The sequence below is a fragment of the Microbulbifer sp. MLAF003 genome (assembly GCF_030012965.1).
Lineage (GTDB): Bacteria > Pseudomonadota > Gammaproteobacteria > Pseudomonadales > Cellvibrionaceae > Microbulbifer > Microbulbifer variabilis.
Window position 1 is genome coordinate 3,301,462 of the sequence record NZ_CP120232.1, and the last position, 22,449, is coordinate 3,323,910.

General features: G+C 52.2%; 25 protein-coding genes and 2 pseudogenes. 10 read left to right on the plus strand and 17 right to left on the minus strand.

All coding sequences use genetic code 11. The features are described from left to right. Window positions 1-31 precede the first annotated feature (31 nt). From P3339_RS15765 to P3339_RS15790, 6 genes are read right to left on the minus strand one after another with little or no spacing between them, the layout of a single operon-like run. A complete protein-coding gene (locus P3339_RS15765) occupies window positions 32-784 on the minus strand; it encodes a class I SAM-dependent methyltransferase (RefSeq protein ID WP_282951112.1) in 753 nt (250 codons plus the stop codon). Next, window positions 697-969 (minus strand): class I SAM-dependent methyltransferase, encoded by a 273-nt coding sequence (locus tag P3339_RS15770; protein ID WP_282951113.1) that lies wholly within the window; start codon window positions 967-969, stop codon window positions 697-699. Before P3339_RS15770 ends, P3339_RS15765 begins: the two co-directional genes overlap by 88 nt. Continuing rightward, on the minus strand, window positions 970-2,118 hold the full coding sequence (locus P3339_RS15775; RefSeq protein ID WP_282951114.1) for an ATP-NAD kinase family protein: 1,149 nt from the start codon (window positions 2,116-2,118) through the stop codon (window positions 970-972). Then, the gene (locus tag P3339_RS15780; RefSeq protein WP_282951115.1) at window positions 2,109-3,239 is read right to left on the minus strand and encodes a 4-phosphoerythronate dehydrogenase; all 1,131 of its coding nucleotides are present in this window, start codon (window positions 3,237-3,239) and stop codon (window positions 2,109-2,111) included. Before P3339_RS15780 ends, P3339_RS15775 begins: the two co-directional genes overlap by 10 nt. Further along, complete coding sequence (locus P3339_RS15785; RefSeq protein ID WP_282951116.1) at window positions 3,236-4,129, minus strand: 5'-3' exonuclease; 894 nt, start codon at window positions 4,127-4,129, stop codon at window positions 3,236-3,238. The genes P3339_RS15780 and P3339_RS15785 overlap by 4 nt, the downstream gene beginning before the upstream one ends. Further along, on the minus strand, window positions 4,126-4,710 hold the full coding sequence (locus P3339_RS15790) for an elongation factor P hydroxylase (protein ID WP_282951117.1): 585 nt from the start codon (window positions 4,708-4,710) through the stop codon (window positions 4,126-4,128). Before P3339_RS15790 ends, P3339_RS15785 begins: the two co-directional genes overlap by 4 nt. A 293-nt stretch (window positions 4,711-5,003) precedes the next feature. Between P3339_RS15790 and P3339_RS15795 the strand changes: the two genes are divergently transcribed. Further along, window positions 5,004-5,690 (plus strand): hypothetical protein, encoded by a 687-nt coding sequence (locus P3339_RS15795; RefSeq protein ID WP_020414713.1) that lies wholly within the window; start codon window positions 5,004-5,006, stop codon window positions 5,688-5,690. Between the two features lie 100 nt (window positions 5,691-5,790). Here P3339_RS15795 and tusA read toward each other — a convergent pair whose 3' ends face one another. Beyond that, a complete protein-coding gene (gene tusA / locus P3339_RS15800; protein ID WP_282953606.1) occupies window positions 5,791-6,021 on the minus strand; it encodes a sulfurtransferase TusA in 231 nt (76 codons plus the stop codon). A 113-nt stretch (window positions 6,022-6,134) separates the two neighbouring features. Between tusA and P3339_RS15805 the strand changes: the two genes are divergently transcribed. After that, the gene (locus P3339_RS15805; RefSeq protein WP_020414711.1) at window positions 6,135-6,422 is read left to right on the plus strand and encodes an antibiotic biosynthesis monooxygenase family protein; all 288 of its coding nucleotides are present in this window, start codon (window positions 6,135-6,137) and stop codon (window positions 6,420-6,422) included. Here the strand turns inward: P3339_RS15805 and P3339_RS15810 are convergent. From P3339_RS15810 to P3339_RS23570, 4 genes and pseudogenes are all read right to left on the minus strand, one after another. Next, window positions 6,397-7,035: an alpha/beta fold hydrolase gene (locus P3339_RS15810; RefSeq protein ID WP_282951118.1), complete on the minus strand. Its 639-nt coding sequence runs from the start codon at window positions 7,033-7,035 to the stop codon at window positions 6,397-6,399. The genes P3339_RS15805 and P3339_RS15810 overlap by 26 nt on opposite strands. Continuing rightward, complete coding sequence (locus tag P3339_RS15815; protein ID WP_020414709.1) at window positions 7,028-7,252, minus strand: YheU family protein; 225 nt, start codon at window positions 7,250-7,252, stop codon at window positions 7,028-7,030. The genes P3339_RS15810 and P3339_RS15815 overlap by 8 nt, the downstream gene beginning before the upstream one ends. A 79-nt stretch (window positions 7,253-7,331) precedes the next feature. Continuing rightward, window positions 7,332-8,144 carry a class I SAM-dependent methyltransferase gene (locus P3339_RS15820; RefSeq protein WP_282951119.1) on the minus strand — a complete coding sequence of 271 codons (813 nt, stop codon included), beginning with the start codon at window positions 8,142-8,144 and terminating at the stop codon, window positions 7,332-7,334. A gap of 22 nt (window positions 8,145-8,166) precedes the next feature. After that, window positions 8,167-8,465: pseudogene (locus P3339_RS23570) on the minus strand (MTH1187 family thiamine-binding protein). A 130-nt stretch (window positions 8,466-8,595) separates the two neighbouring features. Here P3339_RS23570 and P3339_RS15835 point away from each other — a divergent pair. From P3339_RS15835 to mnmC, 4 genes are all read left to right on the plus strand, one after another. After that, the gene (locus P3339_RS15835; RefSeq protein ID WP_020414706.1) at window positions 8,596-9,126 is read left to right on the plus strand and encodes a glycine cleavage system transcriptional repressor; all 531 of its coding nucleotides are present in this window, start codon (window positions 8,596-8,598) and stop codon (window positions 9,124-9,126) included. Window positions 9,127-9,220: 94 nt separating this feature from the next. Continuing rightward, window positions 9,221-9,691, plus strand: a complete 471-nt coding sequence (trmL, locus tag P3339_RS15840; protein WP_020414705.1) for a tRNA (uridine(34)/cytosine(34)/5-carboxymethylaminomethyluridine(34)-2'-O)-methyltransferase TrmL — start codon at window positions 9,221-9,223, stop codon at window positions 9,689-9,691. A 17-nt stretch (window positions 9,692-9,708) separates the two neighbouring features. Then, window positions 9,709-10,248 carry a flavodoxin FldB gene (gene fldB / locus P3339_RS15845; RefSeq protein ID WP_282951122.1) on the plus strand — a complete coding sequence of 180 codons (540 nt, stop codon included), beginning with the start codon at window positions 9,709-9,711 and terminating at the stop codon, window positions 10,246-10,248. A 13-nt stretch (window positions 10,249-10,261) separates the two neighbouring features. Then, a complete protein-coding gene (gene mnmC / locus P3339_RS15850; RefSeq protein WP_282951123.1) occupies window positions 10,262-12,247 on the plus strand; it encodes a bifunctional tRNA (5-methylaminomethyl-2-thiouridine)(34)-methyltransferase MnmC2/FAD-dependent 5-carboxymethylaminomethyl-2-thiouridine(34) oxidoreductase MnmC1 in 1,986 nt (661 codons plus the stop codon). Between the two features lie 8 nt (window positions 12,248-12,255). On the opposite strand, the gene P3339_RS15855 is transcribed toward mnmC, so the two are convergent. Further along, window positions 12,256-12,897 (minus strand): DUF502 domain-containing protein, encoded by a 642-nt coding sequence (locus tag P3339_RS15855; RefSeq protein ID WP_282951124.1) that lies wholly within the window; start codon window positions 12,895-12,897, stop codon window positions 12,256-12,258. 9 nt (window positions 12,898-12,906) lie between these two features. Here P3339_RS15855 and P3339_RS15860 point away from each other — a divergent pair, with 9 nt between their 5' ends. Next, the gene (locus P3339_RS15860) at window positions 12,907-13,734 is read left to right on the plus strand and encodes a glutaminyl-peptide cyclotransferase (RefSeq protein ID WP_282951125.1); all 828 of its coding nucleotides are present in this window, start codon (window positions 12,907-12,909) and stop codon (window positions 13,732-13,734) included. Here the strand turns inward: P3339_RS15860 and P3339_RS15865 are convergent. Continuing rightward, a complete protein-coding gene (locus P3339_RS15865) occupies window positions 13,715-14,146 on the minus strand; it encodes a hypothetical protein (protein ID WP_282951126.1) in 432 nt (143 codons plus the stop codon). The genes P3339_RS15860 and P3339_RS15865 overlap by 20 nt on opposite strands. A 152-nt stretch (window positions 14,147-14,298) precedes the next feature. Between P3339_RS15865 and recQ the strand changes: the two are divergent. Together recQ and P3339_RS15875 are read left to right on the plus strand one after the other, a co-directional pair. Continuing rightward, window positions 14,299-16,100 (plus strand): annotated as a pseudogene (gene recQ, locus P3339_RS15870) (DNA helicase RecQ). Between the two features lie 102 nt (window positions 16,101-16,202). Continuing rightward, window positions 16,203-17,714 (plus strand): CoA-acylating methylmalonate-semialdehyde dehydrogenase, encoded by a 1,512-nt coding sequence (locus tag P3339_RS15875; protein ID WP_282951127.1) that lies wholly within the window; start codon window positions 16,203-16,205, stop codon window positions 17,712-17,714. A gap of 382 nt (window positions 17,715-18,096) precedes the next feature. Here the strand turns inward: P3339_RS15875 and P3339_RS15880 are convergent, their stop codons facing one another. The 3 genes from P3339_RS15880 to djlA form a co-directional block, all read right to left on the minus strand. After that, window positions 18,097-18,939 carry an OmpW/AlkL family protein gene (locus P3339_RS15880; RefSeq protein ID WP_282951128.1) on the minus strand — a complete coding sequence of 281 codons (843 nt, stop codon included), beginning with the start codon at window positions 18,937-18,939 and terminating at the stop codon, window positions 18,097-18,099. A 455-nt stretch (window positions 18,940-19,394) separates the two neighbouring features. Further along, the gene (locus P3339_RS15885) at window positions 19,395-19,709 is read right to left on the minus strand and encodes a BolA family protein (protein ID WP_282951129.1); all 315 of its coding nucleotides are present in this window, start codon (window positions 19,707-19,709) and stop codon (window positions 19,395-19,397) included. Between the two features lie 84 nt (window positions 19,710-19,793). Further along, a complete protein-coding gene (gene djlA / locus P3339_RS15890) occupies window positions 19,794-20,576 on the minus strand; it encodes a co-chaperone DjlA (protein ID WP_282951130.1) in 783 nt (260 codons plus the stop codon). 234 nt (window positions 20,577-20,810) lie between these two features. On the opposite strand from djlA, the gene P3339_RS15895 reads away from it, so the two are divergent. Next, complete coding sequence (locus P3339_RS15895) at window positions 20,811-21,428, plus strand: hypothetical protein (protein WP_282951131.1); 618 nt, start codon at window positions 20,811-20,813, stop codon at window positions 21,426-21,428. A gap of 91 nt (window positions 21,429-21,519) precedes the next feature. Here P3339_RS15895 and P3339_RS15900 read toward each other — a convergent pair whose 3' ends face one another. Then, window positions 21,520-22,401: a LysR family transcriptional regulator gene (locus P3339_RS15900; protein WP_282951132.1), complete on the minus strand. Its 882-nt coding sequence runs from the start codon at window positions 22,399-22,401 to the stop codon at window positions 21,520-21,522. Between the last annotated feature and the right edge of the window lie 48 nt (window positions 22,402-22,449).

Consider the following 22,449-nt stretch of genomic DNA (forward strand, 5'->3'; position numbering starts at 1 on the left):
CCCGCTCAAATACCCTAAAAAGATAGCGCCGCTATTCCTGGCGGCGGTATTTTACGTGCAACATTTTTAATGCCGCATCCGGGTCCCGATCGGGAAAATCCGGACTCTGCGCTAAGCGGGTCACAATTTCGTACCCTCTGTCAGCGCCGAGGATCAGCTCGCGGAAATGCGCCTCACTATGACGGGGGGAATTGATGACCATCAGCAAATCCGCCTCATCTGCAAGGCAGGCCGGCAATTGTCGTACGAGTTTTTCGTAATTGTGACTCACATCAAAACGGCCTTTCTGGCGTGTGGGCGGATCTACGATGCCCAACTGGAAAGGGCCTCGGCGGTCAAAACGCTTGAATTGACGCAGCGCGTCAAATTGCAGGAATTGAATGCCGTTCAGGGACAAACCGTTCACTTCGTGGTTTTCGCGCCCGCGATTTAACACACCGCGATTCACATCCACATTGACGATTTCAATATCCCCTGCTGCACGAGCCACAGCAGAAAAGGCACAGGTAAAGGCAAACAGGTTCAGCATTTTCACAGTCCCCTGTTCCGCCCGGGCACGAACCTGTTCTTCCAACCAAGTGCGCCCTGGTTCTATATCCAGGAAAAAACCAACGTTCTGTCGCTCAAAGGTCAGGGGAAACTTCAGTTCGCCACGCTGTGCCATCGGAGCTGCCACAGGCTCACCACACTGCCACTCTATCGGGGCACCAGTCTGGTAGCGGCGCTGAGTAGCAATACCACGGTAATCGTGCGGCTCTGCCAGTTGCCAGAGCGTTTCGCACAACTCCGTTTCTCCTTCATACTCTTCGAAAAAGTCACCAGCAGCGCTGGAAAAAAACTGTCGACACAAACCTGCTCCAACCCCTCATAGCAACGGCCACGGCCGTGGAACAGTCGACGACTGTCTCTGCCACCCTGCGCTATTTTGGACTCAACCAGCTCCAGTAGCTGCTGCCAATTGGTAGACACTCAAACTTCTCCGTTACTCAATGGGTATAAAATCGCATCCCGGTAGCCGGTAACTACCCGGATAAAGCCACTCCAATCCCGATCTAATTCCGGCTCACCGCTGTCCACCAACAGGGGGCGGCCTCCAAGTTCAGTTATTTTGGTTTTAGTAGCGACAACCATTAAATTATCACGCCCGACTTCCCGTAGAACTCTTGCGGAAAACTGCTGGTTGCCACGGCCAATCAAGTGCCCCTGGCCACCAATAGCAGTGAGCAAGATTTTTATTGGGCCCTGGTGCGCAGCGATCGCCGCCTCAATCTGTGGTGCACCCACATCCGTCTGTTGTAAGGCACCGTCGATCAGCAGATCCACCCCCAACAAAGTACCTTTACAGCCCAGCTCATTCATTATCGCCAGGGTTGTTGAGCCGGGGCCAACAATGTACAGGGTACCGGGGTCCAACTCTTCAACAATCTCAGCGGCAATGTCTGCCACAGCCAGTTCTTCCACCTCACGCCCGGCATTTTTTACTGCCTGTAAAAAATGCCCCTCCTGGGGCACCAACAGTTCGCCGTAATAACGGGTGCTCACTCTACCCTGGCGAAAAGATTGTTCGTCGATATCCCGCACTTCGCGCTCACACAAATCCACCAACTGACCGGACATGAGGCGCCGTAAAACCTCGCCGCCAGCTTTGGGGGAAATAGCAAAACATGCGGAATGCATCTTGACTCCGGCAGGAATACCCAGCACAGGGAAATGCTCCCCAAGGGCATTAACCATATTGCGTGCAGTGCCATCTCCACCGATAAAAACAATTAGGTCAGCACCGGCATCGCGAATCGCTTTAGCTGCTTTTTCCGTGTCTGCGGGAGTGGATGGGCTGCTATCGGCAGCCCCCACCTCATTGACAGAGAAACCGAGCGCGCGAGCGGTATCTGTACCCATATCACCGGCAAAACACAGAAGCTCCAATTGCGCGCGAAAAGGGGCTAATGCCTCCAGGGCGATTGCGGCGCGCTTGTGGGATTGAGGCTCGATCCCTGCAGCCAGCGCCTGTGCCACCGCCTCAGCCCCATCACTGCCCTTAAGCCCCGCCGGGCCACCGACACCCGCCCAGGGGTTGATAATCAGCCCCAGTTTTTTTACTTGCTTGTCTAATTGCACTTAAGCCCCAACACCGCTAACCGCTCTTTATCACTTTCACTCAGGTTTTGCGCCGACGTACTGTAATGAGAAAATTCCAGGCGCTCGGGGTATTCTCGGCGCAAACGGTCGAAGGCTTTAGACATCGGCTCAGGGCCTTCCGCCGCTTCACGCAGACGGCAATCATCAGTGCGGGGATCATACATTTGCAACAGCAGTTCTGCCTGGATGCCTCCTGAGACAATTCTATTTTGCGCGGCCTCACATCCCGTACTTTTATCCACTGCAGGTAGTGCCAGGTCCAGCGCATTCGACAGTGCCTCTCGAATCATGTGAGTACCCGCAAGCTTGCCGTCCAGGCTATAGCCGGCAATATGCGGCGTGCCCAGGTCAACCAATTTCAATAGTTCAGTATCAATACCAGGCTCATTTTCCCAGACATCCAGCACTGTGCTAAAACGCCGCTCTTTTTGCAGGAGTTGAAGCAGCGCGCGGTTATCTACCACCGCACCCCGCCCGGCACTAATCAGCACCGCTCCATCCCGGATATGTACAAGCTGCTCCGCACCAATCATATGTAAGCTCGGGTAAAGGCCACTTTTAACCAGAGGAGCATGCAGGCACACAATATCCTGGCTAAGCACCTGCTCCAACGGCGCATAGTCTGGGTTCTCTGGTAACCAGGGATCGTAAATAGCGCAGGTAGCGCCCAGGTTGTGCAGCCGCTTCTGCAGCAGGCCGCCAACATTGCCGCAACCGACAATTCCAAAGCTGCGCCCACGCCAGTCGGCCCCCAGGGCCGCCAGAGCACAGAATACATATTCCACAACGGAGTTGGCATTACAGCCCGGCGCGGCGCTCCAATAAATGCCATTGCGCTCCAGCCAGTCGGTATCCAGGTGGTCAGTGCCAATTGTGCAGCTACCAACAAAGCGGACTGGCGTACCTTCCAACAGGCTTTGGTTTACTCGCGTGACCGAGCGCACCAGCAGAATATCGGCGTCGGCAAGTTGCTCACGGGTAAGGGTTCGGCCAGGGTAACGCACCAGTGTGCCCAGATCCCCGAAGTATTGCTCTAGGGCCGGAATATTTTCATCCGCGACAATCTTCAGGCTGGCACCATTAGTTAAACTTTCACTCATGCAAGCTCTCCATCCATACGGCTCACGGTCCGCACCATCTTCCCTTTCAGGCCCCCGATACCAAATTCTTCCGCGAGGGCCTGGGCCAGATCCAGGTCCACTACTTGCGGACGCAGATCTGCCACAGCAATACCCAGGGGGATATTCTCTTCCAGGCTGGTGAGGCGCTTGGCCAGACGTAACTGCTCTTCAAATTCCTGCAAGCGCTGGGCAATTCCCTTGGCACCACGAATAGGTAGTGACGCCACCTGCTCCAGCTGCACCAGGAGCATCTCTATGCCCTCAAAAGCCTCCAGTAGTCGCGCCGCTGTCTTGGGACCAACACCTGGAATTCCGGGAATATCGTCGCTGCTATCCCCTACCAGTGCCAGATAATCGGCAATCTGTGCCGGTTTCACTCCAAACTTTTGCTCCAAGGCTTCGCTATCCATATGCCGATCCGCAGCGAAGTCCCAAAGGGAGGAGGCCCCTCTATCCAGCAATTGCCCCAGATCCTTGTCGCGGCTCACAACAATCGGCTTGTGCCTTCGCAGCTTTCGGGTGAGGGTGGCAAGAATGTCGTCTGCCTCATAACGCCCACTGGAGAAGCTGGCAATTCCCAGGGCCTCCGCCATCTCCCGGCACGCCGCCAGCTGGAAGGCCAATGCCTCATCGGGCATAGCGCGACTGCATTTATAGTCCGGGTACAGCTCATTGCGGAAGCAACTGCCCAGAGACTCATCAAAAGCACAGGCTATATGGCGCGGATCTCGCGCTAACATATCCAGCAGGAAATTAGTGAAGCCATAAACAGCTTCAGTGGAGTAACCGCTGCGGCTCTCCCAGTTGGGCGGCAGCGCAAAGTAATAGCGGAAAATATAGACGGAGGCGTCAATCAGATAGCTACTCACGATAACTCCACCAATTGGTAGGCATCCTTATCGAGCGGGTCCGGGCACTCAAACTCCTCAGCCAGTGCCTGGGCAAAAGTTCTCGCCCGAGCGTTTGGCCCCTGGGCACAGTACTCCTGCACCTGTTCCCAGATTGCTTTCTTGAAGGTGTCGCTAGGGCCCAGGCCGCTTTGTAGGTTGTCTGCACTGACCCGAAACCGGAAACCACAGGCGCGCGCGAAGACCCACTCCAGCGCCTGGGGCTTGACCTCCACAAGCTCAAACTCAGCCTGCTGCTCAGGGCTGCGCCCATCCGCTTCATACCAATAGCCATAGTCAGGAAGCAGGCGGCGCGCCTCCCCGGCCACACACCAATGGGCCACTTCGTGCAGGGCGCTGGCGGCATAATCCAAGGTAAATTCCACCTGGTGAACCCCCTTGTTCATGGCGGCGGGGCGGTAGTAGGGTTCAGGAAAACCGCCACAAAGTCGGGTATTGAGCCCATTTGGATCCGCAAAACAACGATTAAAGACGCCAATTATGCGATCCGCCATAGGCAAAATTGTAGAAACTGAAGCCATTTCTGGGTTAGGAACGGGCAAGGTGTTCTCCGGGGTACCGCAAAGGCGGGGACTATATCAACGCAGGCGCCTCGATCAAAGCTGTGCCGCAGTGGAGCCAATTGACAGCGCTGGTTGTATTTCCGCAAATCAACATATACCTTTACTGGCAGGGATGCCGCGTTGGGCACCTGCCCTTTCAGCGAATTCCCGGAGGAGGGATAAAGTAGTCAAATACCCTCCTGATTCAGTCTTCCTTCAGAGATAGGGCATAGGTAGTCGCACCTTTGTCTGAGTGGAGACGGTTTACAACCGGCCCTGCCAGGAGGTGTTCCATGACAGACCACAGCATTAACAATGTGGTTGACCTCTTCACCGGCGAGCCGATCGAGACTTCTGCGGACCGGCGCTTTATCCGCCTGTCGCCAGAACTCGACGGCTTGGAAATGCTCTACTCCAACAACTCCAGCGGAACAGACTTCTACAGTCTGAAAGTGCTGTGCTGGGGGCTTAAAGCAAATGGCGAGGTCGTAGGCCTCGTTCCCTGGTTAAACTCAATAGTGGCCTGTCCAGACATCAAGGACCCTTTAGATGGACGCTTTGAGGGCTACTACGATCCCGGCATTGAGGAAATCTTCCACCACCCACCCATTCACAAAGTCGTCGAGCTGGAGACTGCGGCGGAATACTTTGAGTTTGAGAGCAGCAAAGCTGAAGAAGTGCTGCAGGAGATCCCCGATACCATCGGCACCCACGCGGTGTTTATGGATGAGGATCGGGAGAACCTGACGTTAATTGAGGTGATCAGCTGGCGCCTGCACGCCGATGGTTTGATCCACGGCATGCTGATCGACCACGATATCGTTGAGACCACCCCGGTACTGCCGGGTGACCATTGCCTGTACCCCGCACAGGAGAGCGTGGGCTTTCGCTACTTTTTCCAGCACCATATCGCCAACAAGATCAAATCAGAGGACCCGGAGGCATTGGCCGCCATCGCCGCACTGGTAACGGCGCCATAATCTATTCGACCGACCATCTAGTCGGCAGAGAATTGTATCCAGGAGTGTGTTGCCGTCCCTGCCATTATGGGCTGGGGCGGCAGCAAAAGATCTCGACCGGCTATTCCGCTTTTCTAATCCAGAAAACGAATTCGTCATTCTCCTCAACGTGTTGAACCAGCTCATAGCCAAGAAATTGGCAAAACTTAGGTACATCCCGCTGGGTGGACGGGTCAGTGGCAAGCATTTTCAGTACCTCCCCGTCGGCGACATTTCGCACCGCTGAGTGCAGCATCATTACAGGCTCCGGGCACAAGAGGCCGCGGGCGTCGAGAGTGTGATCAAACTTCATATAGCCAATTGTGCGCAATTTAGCGGGCTTCGTCACCCGAAAACTGGCAGTCACCTAAATCCAGGATTGACGCACTAAACTCCTCTAAGGCCCTATCGCGATTTGGGTACACAATGATTTATGTATTGATTGAGCGGGAGATCGCTGCCGAAATGCAGAGTAGCTATGAGGAGGCAGCACGCAAGGTACTGACCTGTGCCTACCGCACCATCGGCTTTATCGAAGGGCAGACCTATATCGAAAAGGGCAATCCCCTGCGCCGCTTCACCTTATCGAAGTGGCAATCCGAGCTGCACTGGCAACACTGGTACACTAGTGAGGAGCGCCGCGCCCAAATGGCCATGTTGAGCCCCTTATTGGTTCAGGAAGAGCGTATTATCGTCCTTGAGACCGCAGCATAAATTGCGCCGCTATTTCCACCGCAGACTGCCAATGCCCTGCATGAGTAAAACCACTGGCACGGCGGGGCTTAAAGTCGTGATCACCATCCTCCAGCCACTCAACTTCGATAGTATCTGCTAATCCGTAAGTGTCGACTTCTACACGGTTGCCTAGGGGGTCTCTATCCCCCTGAACGATGAGCGTCGGGCAGGAGATCGCCTGTAAATGCTCAGTGCGCAGCTTGTCCGGTTTGCCCTGAGGATGGAACGGATAGCCCAGGCAGACAACTCCTGCAATCAAACTCTCGGCAAAGCTTTCATCAGCAAGCAGGCTCGCCACCCGCCCCCCCATGGACTTGCCACCAATAAATAAGGGAAAACCTCCCGAAAAATGCGCAATCTGCTCGCGAAAACACTCCTCGAGCTGGGGCATGGTGTTAGGCGGGCGCTTACTGCCACCGGTGCGACGTTGGGCCATATAGGGAAACTCGAAGCGAATCACCTCTACACCCTGTCCACACAGCCCCTGGGAAAGAGCCTGCATAAATTCGCTATCCATGGGCGCGCCAGCACCATGGGCAAACAGAAAGCGGGCTTTGGGTGACTCGGGGCTATCTATCAGGTAATTAGACATCGGTAGGCAGATCCTGGGCGAGCACCAGGTTAACGCTCTCCTCACCTGGTTCAAACCAGATGACTACCTCACCGGACTGAAGCTGTCGGCGTAAGCTCGCAACCTTCTCCGGTAATTCCACTTCGCTCTCACCATATTCGGTGCCTTCTCGGGTGGCGTATTCTTCCAACAAGTTCTGCAGGGTGCTGGCATCCAGCTGTTCATAGGGAATGATCATACAACTATCAGATAGGGTGAGGTGGGAGCGGCAAATGCCGCTCCCAATATTGACGATATCAGCGAGGTGGGATTGTGGCTTAAGACTTTGGCTTGCGGAAGCGCAGGGTCATGCGGTCGCTCTCACCAATGGCCAGGTACTTATCCTTATCCTCATCCCCCAGGCGCAGCGAGGGCGGCAGGGTCCAAACCCCTTTCGGGTGCTTGGCAGTATCTTTCGGGTTGGCATTCACCTCACTGGCTTCCTCCAGCTCGAAACCCGCTTTCTTAGCGACTTCAATTACGTACTCCTGGGTGACATAACCACTCTTAATCATATCTTCCATGCTGGTACCAGGTTTGGCGCGATGCTCAACCACACCCAGGATGCCGCCAGGCTTTAGGGCAGCGAAAAAGCTGGCAAACGCTTTATCCTGATAATCGCGGTACATCCAGTTGTGTACATTGCGGAAGGTCACTACGGCATCAGCGCTGCCGGCAGGTGCAACTTCACGGCCAGTCTGGGGTGAGAACTCGGTAATAACTACGTTTTTGTAGGCTTTTTCATTACCTGCGAGCTTTTCCTTAAAGTTCTTCAGGGAGCGCTGATAATAAGCAGACTCACTGTCTTCAGGAAAGTGTGCCGCGTAGAGCTTACCCTTCTCACTCAGGTAGGGGCCGAGAATTTCCGTATACCAACCGCCTCCGGGAGTAATCTCCACAACGGTCATATCCGGCTCAACTCCCATAAACTTGAGGGTTTCTGCGGGGTTGCGGTACTGGTCACGAGCGGCGTACTCCTTGCTGCGCTGGTCTCCCTTGATTACCGAACTCAAGTCGGCAGCCTGCGCGCCAGTGGCCAGGGCCAGAGCACCAGCTAGCGCTACCAGAGATTTCTTGATATTGATCGTCATAATCGTTCCTGTTTTGTTATCGTTAATCCAGCTTCGATCGCACACTGTCGATCTTATCCTGTAATGACTGGTCACGGTCTACACGAGTTCCCAATTTCAGGCTGGTGGTGATGCGCTCAGCACCCATAGCATGCACCCGCTCATGACAGGCTTTCACTGCCGCCATCACCTCATCCCACTCCCCTCTATGTTGGTGCCGTAAGCATGTAAATGGTGAGTAAGCCCGGCTTCCGCCAACGCTTTCTCGCACTCTGCAACATACTTACTTACGGACACCCCTACACCCATGGGAATCACACATAAATCGGCAAGTACCTTCATCGACAGTCCCTCGCAAGTTACCCGGTACGGGCGTGAAAGATAATGGCTTTGAGATTGACCGATAGAGTTATCCGACGAGATCCTATTACAATGCTTTCTATTGGTCTCTAGTGAAGTAAAGGAATATTACATGCAACAGCATCTCGTTATCTCTATGATCTGTGACGACAAGCCCGGTGTTGTAGAGAAGCTTTCGACAGCCATTGCTGATAACGGCGGCAACTGGGAAGATAGCCATATGGCGCACTTCGCAGGAAAGTTTGCCGGTATTCTGCGTGTCGCCGTACCCGGTGACAAAAGCCAACCCATGAAAGATGCCCTCGCCAAACTGGCCGACGACGGATACAACCTGGTAATCGAAGATGCCGTGGCCGTTTCAACCTCCCCACAGCAGACCCTTACCCTAAAGCTGGTAGGCAATGACCGTCCGGGCATAGTTCGAGAAATCTCCCGTGCGCTCACCGCCCACCATATCAATATGGAACAGCTGGAGACCATCTACAGCAGCACACCCTGGAGTGGCGAACCCCTATTCACCGCCGAATGCACCATCAGTGTGGACGAGAATATAGATCTCGATGGCCTGCGCGATGAACTCGACCAGATTGCCAACGAACTGGGTGTGGAAATCGACTGCGAGGAGATCGCCACCCCCATCTAATTGTGGAATAATCCGCAGCCATGCGAAGCTGGGCACTTCCGCCCAGCTCAATTCAGCCAAGCCATATAGCGCCACCACAGGCGACTCCCAGCGAATGTTCAAGATTGTTCTGTACCAACCTGAAATTGCCCCCAACACCGGTAATATTATTCGCCTCTGCGCCAATACCGGCGCCGAGCTGCACCTGATTGAGCCCCTCGGCTTCGATATGGACGATAAACGCCTGCGCCGCGCCGGGCTCGATTACAGTGAATACAGCCGTGTAGTTCGCCACCAGGACTGGCAGACTTTTCTCGACAGCGAAAAACCGGCCCGGGTATTGGCCCTGTCCACCAAAGGCAGTCATAGCCATACTTCTGTGGCGTATCATGACGGCGACGCTATCGTCTTCGGCCCCGAGACCCGGGGGCTGCCGGCGGAATTTCTGCAGGAAGTAGGCCACCAAAACACCCTGCGTATCCCGATGCGTGCGGAGAGCCGCAGTATCAACCTGTCCAATGCCGCCGCCATCGTCATCTACGAAGCCTGGCGGCAGTTGGACTTTAGTGGCGCCCTCACCCAGTAGTAAGAATTTCACTTGTTATGCAAAATTCTCAAGCCCCAATAGGGCTCTTTTACGGCTCCAGCACCTGCTACACGGAAATGGCCGCAGAGAAAATCCGCCAATGTATCGGGACCCAATGGATAGACATACACAATGTGGCTGAAGTGGATATCGCCCAGGCTGAGGATTATGACTTCCTGCTGCTCGGTATACCTACCTGGGACTATGGCGAGTTACAGGAAGATTGGGAAAATATCTGGGATGACCTGGCGCAACTGGACTTACACGGCAAAACTGCAGCCCTGTTCGGCCTTGGCGACCAGGAAGGCTACCCCCAGTGGTTTCAAGACGCTCTAGGTTATCTGCACGCTCAATTGCAGGCTTGTGGAGCCCGTATAGTGGGCTACTGGCCCGCAGAGGGCTATGAGTTTGAGGAGTCCAAAGGCCTTACTTCCGATGGCAGCCAGTTTGTTGGCCTCGCTCTCGATGAGGAAAATGAATTCGACCTCAGTGAAGAGCGTATCCAGCGCTGGTGCGATCAGGTAATGCGCGAGTTTGGCCTGCGAGAGGAGGCCTGACGGAAGCACAATTGTGAGCGAACCCAGCAATAAGCACGCGGATATCGATTGGCGCGAAGATGGTCAACCCTTGTCCCGAGCCTACGACGATATTTATTTCTCTACCGCCTCTGGACTGGAAGAGACACGTTACGTATTCCTACAGCAAAACTCCCTGACGGAGCGCTGGGCAGACCTGCCAGAAAACGGCACCTTTACTATCGGCGAAACCGGTTTTGGCACCGGCCTTAACTTCCTGGCCGCTTGGGAGTTGTGGCAGAAAATTGCGCCCAAAAGCGCTCACCTGCACTTTATATCCGTGGAAAAGTTTCCACTGCGACCGCAGGACTTGAGCCGCGCCCTGAAGCTCTGGCCCCAACTTCAACCGTTTTGCCAACAACTGATCAGCAACTACCCGCCCCTGCTGACTGAGGGCGTGCACCGACTGCAGTTCGGCCAGGTCAACCTGACCCTGATTATCGGGGAAGCCAGTGAAGCCTTAAGTAACTTACGCCTGCAACAGGAGTCCCGTGACCGGGTGGTGGATGCATGGTTCCTGGATGGCTTTGCTCCAGCCAAAAATCCGGATATGTGGACGCCGCAATTGTTTACGGCTATGGCCACCCTGAGTAAACCCGACGCTACCTTTGCCACTTTCACCTGTGCAGGGTTGGTTAAGCGCGGGCTCCGTGACGCTGGCTTTAAGCTGCACAAAGTGCCCGGATTTGGCCGCAAGCGGGAGATGTTGAGCGGCTCGCTCGAGGAGCTCTACTCCAGCGGGGTCAGCGCGACCCCCTGGCACCTGCCGACAGCGGCCCCCAAACGCCCTCAAACTGCTGCCATTATTGGCGGTGGAATCTCCGGCGCTACTATTGCCAGGGCCTTGGCGGAACGTGGAGTTCAAGTACGGGTCTTTGAACGAGGAGACTCCCCCGGCAGCGGTGGCTCAGGCAACAACCAAGGCATTCTCTACGGAAAGCTCTCCCCCAAGCCAGGACCAAATGGCGACTTCAACCTGCACGCCCTGATGTTCGCCCAGCGCTACTATCGCCAGCACTGCCCTCAGGTAGCGCATTTCAGCGGCCTGCTGCAATTAGCTCAGACCGAAAAAGAGCAACTGCTCCAGCCTCAAATTGCCGCATCCTTGGCATTATATCCGGGGCAAATGGTGGCACGAGCTGTAACCTCAACCGAGGCCAGTGAGCTGGCTGGCGTTCGCCTGCCTTTCTCGGGGCTCTATTTCCCTGACGCAGGCTGGCTGGAACCGCAGAAAGTCTGCAGCGCCCTACTGGAGCACAAAAATATTGAAAGGCGTCACACCAGCAATATTGATCTGCTGGAGCACTCAGGTGGCAGTTGGCTACTGCAAGCTGGCAGTGAAAAAATTGAAACCGACATTGTGGTGCTCTGTGGGGCCAATGATATTCGCAGTTTCGCCCCAGCTACCGCCTTGCCACTGAGACCCATACGAGGCCAGGTATCCCGAGCACTGGCTACAGCCGGCTCTGCAAAGCTCAAAATGGCCCTTTGCGGCGAGGGTTACATCACCCCCGCATATGAAGGCCGCCAGAGCTTTGGGGCAACATTCAAGCTCAAGGAGACCGCTATAGATCTGCGAGATAGCGAACACCGGGAAAACCTGGAGACCTTGGCCGGGCTGTTGCCCGGAGTCGCTCAAGAATTTTCAGACCAGACCCTTACTGGCCGCGCCGCCCTGCGTGCCGCTACGCCAGACTACCTGCCCCTGGCGGGCCCGCTACCCAAATGGGATTCACTTGAGAATACTTACAGTGACCTGCGTAAAAACCGTAAACTACTTATCGATAAGCAGGCCAGCTACCAGCCCGGTTTATATGTCATGGGCGGATTGGGCTCCCGCGGATTTACTTATGCCCCGTTAACTGCAGAAATACTTACAGCCTGGATCTTGGGCGAGCCCCTGCCGGCCAAAGCAGACCTGGTTAAAGCCCTGCACCCGGCAAGATTCGCCATTCGCAACCTCGGCAAAAACCGCAGCTAAAACCCCACTTAATCGCGCCCTTTTCCTTTTTCAGAAGGTTTCGCCGGTAGTGCCAGTAGATTGGCACTACCGGCGCCGCAGGCCACTATAGTTTTCATCGCGGCCTCTACCGTCACTCCCGGTAATATTTCCACACACTCTGCAGGTACGTGGAACACAAAGCCGGAAGTCGGAACCGGGGCAGTAGGGACATAAACGGTCATATCCCCATTGGCGTGCTGTGAAGTCACAATAGCAGTAACCGCCAGCGGGTTATCGGCCCCATGAATTCGCACTCTCGCGACTGGTCCTGACAACACTCCCTCACCGCCGCCTCCTATAAACTGGAGAACCACGTCTTTGATGGTGCTATATCCCGGCGCCAAGCGCCCCAACCAGTGATCCACATGGTGATGCAGCCAATGGCCGATACTGGTTTTTACCAATAAACCAATCAGGAAACAGCTACCCAAAATCAACGCTATCACCACGAGCCGTGCAAGGGTATCCTTAAACTCCGTGTGGGCCTCCAGCCAAACAACGGCTGGCGCTACGATTTCACTAATTTGACCAAATAGCCACTGAAACAGCAGCATAAAAATGGCTATAGGCAGCACTACTGCCAGGCCACCCAACAGGGTCAAAGTGACAAAGGTTTTTACTCTGGTCATAGACTATTGATGTACCGACTTAGAATTCGCAACTGGATACTGCTACTACTTCCTACCTTGCTGCCATTGGCAGCAGAGGCACAGCTCCAGTTGACCCCATTCTCCATCCTGGAAGAGCGCCAGCGCGGTGGAAACCACTTCACTCAAGGGCTTTTCTATGATGGACAGCGCTGGTGGGAAAGCAGCGGATTATATCGCCGCTCCTGGCTTGCCGAGTATACCGACCCAGCAGCAAAACCCGTAAGGCGCAAATGGTTACCGCGTAAACTTTTTGCCGAGGGCCTAACGGTTCTTGGGGGCAAACTTTACCTGCTTACCTACAAAGCCGGCGAGGCCCATATCTACCGAGCCAGTGACCTTCATCACCTGGAGATCCTTAACTACAGCGGTGAAGGTTGGGGACTTACCAGCGATGGCACACACCTGATTATGAGCGACGGCAGTGACGAACTTGCTATTCGCGACCCGGATAATTTCAAAATACTACGCAAACTCAAAGTAAAGGGTGCAGGGGAAAAGTGGTCGCACTTAAACGAACTTGAGTTTGCTCAAGGTATGATCTGGGCAAATATCTGGCAGGACAACCGTATTATTGCCATAGATCCGAAAAGCGGACAGGTAATAGGCGGTATAGATCTGCAGCAACTGACCCCAGATGTACGCAATCATCCGGATACTGTGGCCAATGGCATAGCCTGGGACAAGGAGCGCAACGGCCTCTGGGTAACGGGGAAATACTGGAAACAATTATATTTGATTCGCCCGCAAGGGCTCGGCTTCAACAACCCCGATACCATAAAACCTGAAGCATCAAAAGTTAGCGCTTCTGGTCGATAACCGTCAGTACACCGCCATTGCGTAGATAGTCCATAGACGAAAGCTGTAATTGCAATTCGAAACCATAGCCACGGCTTTGGAGGCTGACACCATCTAACCCATCTTCACCATCGTAAAGCACTGTGGATTGGCCGCTCTCATCCTGCCACTGGATTCCTTCCACTTTACGCATTCCCGGTAATTCAAGGGTTACCAAAGTGAACTCTTCGGGGAGTGGCTGCAGCTCCACTTGCGCAACACCTGATACGGTAGCAAGAGAAAATACCAGCTGGTTTTCCGGGGCGGAACGCCACCCCAAATGAGTATCTGCAACAACAGACTGCGCTAACTCACGTGGAGCAATCGATGAGCAACCCAGAGGCCCAGCCAAAGTACAAAACCACAACACAAAATACAGGATCAAAGTGCGCATAGCCCTATCCATAGCCGGTCGCTGTGATAGCTTGCGATTATACCCCGTGATTCATCTCACAAAACAAAAACTGCCATTGCATGGTATTTCAAGAAAAAAACGATAAATAAACTCACCGCACAAACCTGCCCTGCGGGGTATACTCCGCCGCCATGAATTCTCCACAGCATATTCTCGAACACGTCTTCGGCTATACCCATTTCCGCGACCCACAAGAAGCGGTGATCAATACTTTGATGGCCGGAGAGGACGCCTTGGTTTTAATGCCTACCGGTGGGGGAAATCCCTGTGCTATCAGATCCCAGCCCTGGCCAGACCTGGCTGTGGAATAGTGATATCCCCTCTTATCGCCTTGATGCAAGATCAAGTGGAGGCGCTACAGGAAGCGGGTATACGCGCGGCTTTCCTGAATTCTTCACTTTCCTACGATGAAGTACAGTCGATAGAACACCAGCTTTTGCACGGCGAACTGGATCTTCTCTACTTGGCGCCGGAACGGCTTTTACAGCCTCGTACTCTTGCTCTCCTGCAGAGAATCCAGCTGTCATTATTTGCCATTGATGAGGCCCATTGTGTATCCCAGTGGGGGCACGACTTTCGTGCAGATTACCTGCAATTGAACTGCCTGCACGAGCAGTTCCCCAGAGTGCCACGAATCGCCCTGACAGCGACCGCCGATAAGCGCACTCGTGCAGAAATTGCCCAGCGCCTGGATCTTGAGGGCGCACGTCATTTTGTCAGTAGTTTTGACCGCCCCAATATCCAGTATCGCATCGAGCCAAAAGATAACCAACGCCGCCAAATGCTGCAGTTCCTCAAAAATGACCATGGAAGTAATGCCGGGGTTATCTATTGCCTGTCCCGCGCCAAGGTGGAGAATACTGCTGAGTGGCTGTGCCAACAGGGGTTTACGGCCCTGCCCTATCACGCTGGCTTGCCAGTAGAGACCCGGGCTGAAAACCAGCGGCGTTTCCTGCGAGAGGAAGGTGTTATTGTCGTCGCTACCATTGCCTTCGGTATGGGAATCGACAAACCGGATGTCCGTTTTGTTATCCACCTGGACCTGCCCAAAAGTATCGAAGCCTACTACCAGGAAACCGGGCGAGCCGGACGGGATGGGGAACCCTCCATCGCATTGCTACTTTATGGCCTCGAGGACGTAGTAAAACTTGGACAAATGGTGGAAGCATCCGAGGGCAGTGAAGAGCACAAGCGCCAGGAGCGTGCTCGCCTCAATGCCATGCTTGGCTTGTGCGAAATTACCAGCTGTCGCCGCCAGTCTCTTCTGCATTATTTTGCAGAGGATCTGGAAGAGCCCTGCGGTAACTGCGACACCTGTCTTGAACCTCCCGCGACCTGGGACGGCAGCGAAGCTGCTGTCAAATTGCTCTCCTGCGTCTATCGAACCAGCCAGCGCTTTGGTGCCAGCCACGTAATCGACGTACTGCGGGGCTCAGAAAATGAGAAAGTGCGCAAATTTGGTCACGATCAACTCTCCACCCATGGGATTGGTAAAAGTCTTTCCACTATCGAATGGCGCGCGGTGGTCCGCCAGCTAATCGTGCGCGGCTACCTGGAGGTTGAGGGTGAATATCAATGTTTAAGACTGACAGAAATCTGTCGTCCCTTATTACGGGGTGAAGAAACTCTATTCTTGCGCAAGCTGCCAAATAAGGCGACTCAAACACAAACTCGGAATACCGCGAATCTCGAAGAGCTAGCCCCAGAGGAGCAGCCGCTGTGGGAAGCCCTGCGTAACTGCCGTAAGCAACTGGCGGAGGAGCGTGGTGTGCCTCCATATGTCGTATTTCACGATGCCACCCTAAGGGGCATGGTCAAGGCTCACCCGTACACTCGAGCAGAGTTACTTAAAGTTTCCGGTGTAGGTGACAGTAAGCTCGAGCGCTTCGGGGATGCTTTTCTCGCCGTCTTGCGGGATTTCCCCAAGCTGTAGAACCTTTTATCTCCTGGGATTTTTTCCACCTTGGGTTTACCTGTGTTAAAAAGGCGGAAAGAAGTAAAAAAATAATGCGTTAATCCCCAGCGAGAAAATCCTATGAAAGTGATAGGCCACCTGATTAATGGCGCCCTGACCCAAAATGATGTCAGTGGTGCCGGTTTCCGCCTACAGGATGTCACCAACCCCTCTACCAATGAAGTTCTCGGCAAAGTTTCACTAGCCAGCAAAGCTACCGTGGAAGAGGCCATTGCAGCTGCCGAAACCGCTTACCCTGCCTGGCGGAACACCCCGACCGCCAAGCGTGTGCGGATCATGCACCGCCTGAGAGATCTGCTGGAACAAAACGCAGACAAGATTTGTGAACTGATTACCCTGGAGCACGGCAAGGTGCTTAACGATGCGATGGGAGAACTGCAGCGCGGGATTGAGAATATAGAGTATGTCTGCTCAGCTCCTGAAATGCTCAAAGGAGAACACAGCAAAAATGTCGGCCCCGCAATTGACTCCTGGAGCGAATTTCAGCCCCTAGGAGTCTGCGCAGGGATCACTCCTTTTAATTTCCCGGCGATGGTCCCTTTATGGATGTGGCCAATGGCCATTGCCTGCGGCAACACTTTCATACTGAAACCTTCAGAGCGCACTCCTTCCTCAGCCCTATTTATTGCAGAATTAGGTATTGAGGCAGGTATCCCTGCAGGAGTCTTAAATGTCGTCAACGGTGATAAGGAAGCTGTAGATACAATACTCACCGATAAGCGTATTCAGGCAGTTAGCTTTGTCGGCTCTACTCCGATTGCGGAATATGTTTATACCACCGGCACCGCACATGGAAAACGAGTTCAAGCATTTGGCGGAGCCAAAAACCATGCCATAGTGATGCCCGATGCTGACCTGGATAACGCTGTCGCAGCCCTAATGGGAGCCGCTTACGGCTCCTGTGGCGAACGCTGTATGGCCATTTCTGTAGCTGTCGCAGTTGGGAATGATACAGCCGATACTTTAGTCGAGAAACTCAAAGAACAGATAGCCACACTCAAAGTTGGCGATGGCATGGACAACCAGAATGACATGGGTCCATTAGTTACTTCTGCCCACCTGGAAAAAGTTCAAGGCCTTATAGCCACAGGGGTCGAGGAAGGTGCGAAGCTGGTTATCGACGGTCGCAATTTCAGGACTCCAGGCTTAGAGCAAGGTAATTACCTTGGAGCCTGCCTGTTCGATCATGTTAAACCTGAAATGGTAATCCATAGCAGTGAAATATTTGGCCCTGTTCTTTGTATTATGCGAGTAGAAACCATGCAGGAAGCCATGGATATTATTGATCGCCATGAGTACGGAAACGGAACTTGTCTATTCACTCGTGATGGAGAAGCGGCTCGATATTTTAGTGACAATATCAAAGTCGGCATGGTAGGTATCAATGTTCCACTACCCGTACCCGTCGCACATCACAGCTTCGGCGGCTGGAAGCGTTCACTCTTTGGCGACTTACATGCATACGGACCGGATTCGGTACGCTTTTACACCAAACGTAAGACCATTACTCAACGCTGGCCGACAAGCGGGGTTAGAGAGGGAGCCCAGTTTAGCTTTCCAAGTAATGGATAGTTGTAAAGGTACTTCGGGGCTCGTAGCTAGCCCCTTATCAACTAAAAATAAAAACCACTTCCGGCGCTATGGAAATAAAATTAAAAGCAGATCATTTACTATTTAAGATATCTTACACAATAAATCAACCACTACTGCATTATTAACAACCACCAACACCCTACATTTCAATCTCCATAAATCAAGAGAAAATCTCAAGATCACATAAAAAGTTAAGCGAGATCAGAAATTAAAATATATAAGAAAAATTTTCACCATAAAATTCAGAAAATGAATTATCGATGAAATGCAGAGGAGAAATCTTTAGACTTAAAAAAGGATACGATAGACAGTATCTTAAAAAATGAAAGGGGTGCACAGCACCCTTGCAAGGTAAGATTAATTACCAGTGGAAGTCAAACTTATAACCTACACCGATATTAAAAACCCAGGGATCAAACAGATAATCACCGCCAAATCTATGACGATAGTTCACCTGCCTTGGTACATCTGTGAAGAAAGTATCAACTTCAATATCAGTATCAACATCATAATATATACCAGCAATATTTATTAGCCAGCTGCTATCATGACCAAAAGTAAAGTCAACACCAATTTGCCAGGTATAACCCCAATTATCCCCCAGGTTTAGCCGACCAGCCCAGAATTCACTCCTTCCAGTGAATGGGTTGATCCAACCCCAATCTCTTAGGCGCTCACTGCTGAAGTCGGTATAGTTAATACCAACACCCATGTAAGGCTGTATCAGGCAGCTAGGAGGCAGAGGATACCAGTTCAGGTATGCAGCCGTCATCTGGGGTTCCCAGCGGGCAAAATCACCTCTACGGCCGAACTCACGCAAACCAAAGCGATTATGCCAGCCATCTCGACGTCCACCGGTATGGCGATCACCATCGGTATAACTTAAAGAAACACTCCAGTGATCCCAAGGCTTCCATTCCGCATTAATAAACCAACCCCATTCGTCACTTGGGTCGATATTAGTTCTAAAAGCGCCCCATTGACGATTGAAATCAGGGTTAATAGGATCCGGCCAGATAAGCAAACTATCAGCAAAAGTCACATTATCCGAATTCGGAGAAATGTAAGCACCACCAATACGGACCTTAAATTCCTGTGTAGGCGGTGGCGGAGGGGCATAGCCAGCGGGTCCTGCCGAAGCGACACTAGAGATTGCTAAGGCGAGGGGCGTCATTACGGGTATCAGAATACGCGTCATCTTCATTTGTGGTAACTCCATTGAAATTCAGCAGATCAAACAGCAATCAGCCCAATCAATGGTCAGTCTAGTCGCACGAAAATACGGGTGTAGAAAAAACGCTCAATTGTTGGCGCCTAAACTTAGTTTTTTATTTTTATGGCAGATATAAAATCTTTTGGCGCGTTATTGATTAGTCAGAATAGTGGTTAGTTACGGTTTTTATGGCTTAATCTATTTTACCTGCTTATCCATACCCCTCCCAAGATGCCTCTCTCTACCCAGCTCTATTGGGCGGATAATGAATACAAGATGAACTAGACCGGTAGATAGAAAAAGAAAAAAATGACAAAAAAAGAACAGACTCGACAGATAGTATAAGAGCTACATAAGGCTCTTCATTTGAGCTTTATGTAGCCAAACCTAGGGGAGGAGTTATCTATATAACGATGAAACCTAATTTCTCAAAATAACTAAGGCACTTATTTGCCTTTGCTTTTACTCCCGCCTTGGCATTCAGGGCTACTCGGAGCCTCGCCTTGCCATTCATCTGGCGCATAAGTATGTAATGCAAGCGCATGTATCGGGCCAGCCATTTCATCAGAAAGAGCAGCATATACCTTTTGGTGGCGCTGAACTTTTCTAATGGAGTTAAAAACATCACTAACCAAAACCACCCGGAAATGCATCTCTGAGCCCACTGGCACATTGTGCATATGGCTTTCACACTGGACATCAATATATTGCGGGTTAAATACGGCGCTTAATTTTTCTTCTATTTTTTGGGCAAGACTCATAAGATCTCTCAAAAACTCAATAGGGTGAAGTATGCGTGTTTAGCTCTGACGAATAAAAAGAATGGGGGTATTAACACCCCACAATCAACTTACAACTTTTGCCTTACGCTTTCTTTCCTCAACAACTGCTTCATAGGCGACAGTGATGCTTTTCATCTGATCTTCAGCATGGCGCATAAACTCTTCGGGAAGGCCTTTGGCGGCTATTTTATCTGGGTGATACTCTGCAGCTTTACGCCTATAAGCCAGTTTCAGATCTTTATCACTGGTCTCCGGAGAGCAGCCAAGTACCGCATAGTGCTGTTTCAGATCGGATGCGCTGTTTCCACCCCGTCGCCCAAATTCATTCTGCATGGCAGTAAAAAGAGATTCATGCAGCCCCAGGTCAGCAGTGATTCGGCGTAAAATTTCTTCTTCCGCAGCATGTAATTCACCGTCCGCATAGGCAACAGCAAACAAAAGGCGATAAACCATTTCACGCATTGCTTGATCGTGCACCAGCATCCGGTACTGCTTGGCATAATCATAAATGCTGTACTTATCAGTTTTTGCATTCTCAAAAATACGAATAGCATCTTTGCGCTCTTCACCTCCGAGGCGAAGATTATTTTGAATGAACTCCTCAATCAGCTGCACTTCCGCCTTGGAAACAAGCCCATCGGCCTTGGCCATCTTCGCCAACATGGAAAACAGCGTCACGATAAAAATTGTCTGTGCTCCATCTCGATTAAGCACAGCCTTCGCACCACCCAGGCGCCGCAGCCCTGAGCCGAAGGAGCTACCTACCCAAGCACCCAAAGCTGCTCCAATGGGCCCTCCGAACATAAAGCCAAACCCGGCGCCGATTCCCGCCCCTAACCAGGACATACTCTCTCCTCCGAGTGCCAATCAGCACTCCAATATCAGATATTTCTACTTGAAAGAGCGCACATAATACCACGCAGAAGTTTGCGCCAAGATACATTTATGACTTATCGGTCAGAAATTGCTTGGCTTAGATGTACAATGCAGGCTGGATATCCTTATCAAGTCCGCTGGCTGTCCCTGGCAATCTGCCACAATTAAGGTTGAGTATTCTTCCCAGAACTGAGGACGGATTAAATGAAACTGCGACAAGCAGTACGTTTATTACCACACATGGCCTTTTGCGCATCACTGTTTCTGGTTTTCACGGCTTGCGAGAACCGAGCGGGCAAGTACAGCCAGACTGCTGAAACGCAGGATGCCAGAGCTGACAACACCGGACATCAGGACTGGGAAACTATCGTAGAGGTTCTCCTGCACCCCCGGTGCCTAAATTGCCATCAGCTAGAGATGCCCCTGATCAACGAAGGTTCCCCACATATCCCTCGCGTAGAGCGAGGCCCAAATAATATGGGGTCAGGGACCATGCAGTGCCGCAATTGTCACTCCAATCAAAACAATCCTGTGACAGGAGCACCAGGTGCCCCAGGATGGGCCATGGCACCAATCGAACTTAACTGGTCACATATGTCTTCAGCTCAAATCTGCAAGCTCCTTACAACCCCACAAGATAATGGCGGCCGCTCTCCCGAGAGCCTACTGAAGTTTATGAGTGATAACCCCCTGGCACTCTGGGGCTGGAACCCAGGGGGAAAAAGGCAACCCGTAACCATTCCACATGAAAAGCTGGTTGAAGCTATGAAAGCATGGATTGCTGCAGGCACGCCCTGTCCCCCAGAACGCATCTCAAACTAACTCAATCAAGGTTTATTCAATAAAAGCGAGCCATGATTTAAGCTCGCTTTTATTGCTTATCCGAAGCTAAAACTAAACACTTTACTGTCAACTAAAAAAAGCCAATCAATTTATCCAGCCAACTACCGTCCCCACCCCTCCAAACAATGAAAAGGTCCTCCTGGGACTGAACACGCCCCCCTTCAACCTTAAGTTTCACTCCCCCCATCTCATCCACTAGCGCTTCTGGAAGGAAGGCAAGTAATTCAGCCTGCATTACAAGCCGGCAAAGCACGCCATAATCATTCACAACCGCGTGTATTTTTCTTGAGAAGAGATCTTCTGGCCACCCATCACTGCCTATACCCCGCTCCTCCCCACAGAAAGGAGATATTCGTGGAGCAGCAAAAGGGTATTGCAAAATATTGTCCAGCGTCACCACCACTTCGGAATGACCACCACTGGCCAATGGATGCTCAGGGCCAGCCGCTATACACATGCGGGTTGAGCCAATACTGTGGACCTCCATAGAAGAAGGAACCTGCCCTAGCACCACTCCCGAAATTAGTGCCATATCCACCTCACCCCGAATCAGCATCTTAAGAGCCAAAGACTCAAAAGCAGATATAAATGACAGGCGTATGTTTGGCTGATATATCGTTACTTGCTTCTGGATGTGTGCAGCCCAAGTTAACTGCAACATGGCAGGCGCAGCTATCCGGCATTCCAAGTGAGTACCAAGACCGCCAACTTCTACCCGGGCTTTCCTGGCAAGAGTAACAATCTCACTAGCACGACTTTGCAGTCTGCGACCCTCATCATTGATCTTGAGTTGCTTTCCCACACGCTCAAAGAGGCGTACACCCAGCTCCCCCTCAAGACGGCGCAAAATTTTACTCAGCCCCCCAGGCGTCATGTCCAGTCGGTCAGCAGAACGTTGCAGGTTCTCAGTAACGGCAATATCGAGAAATTTCTCTAATGCTTCTATTTCCATTTTGGAATCAAATATTGAGTAAAATGAATCGATTCATCACTAATGTAC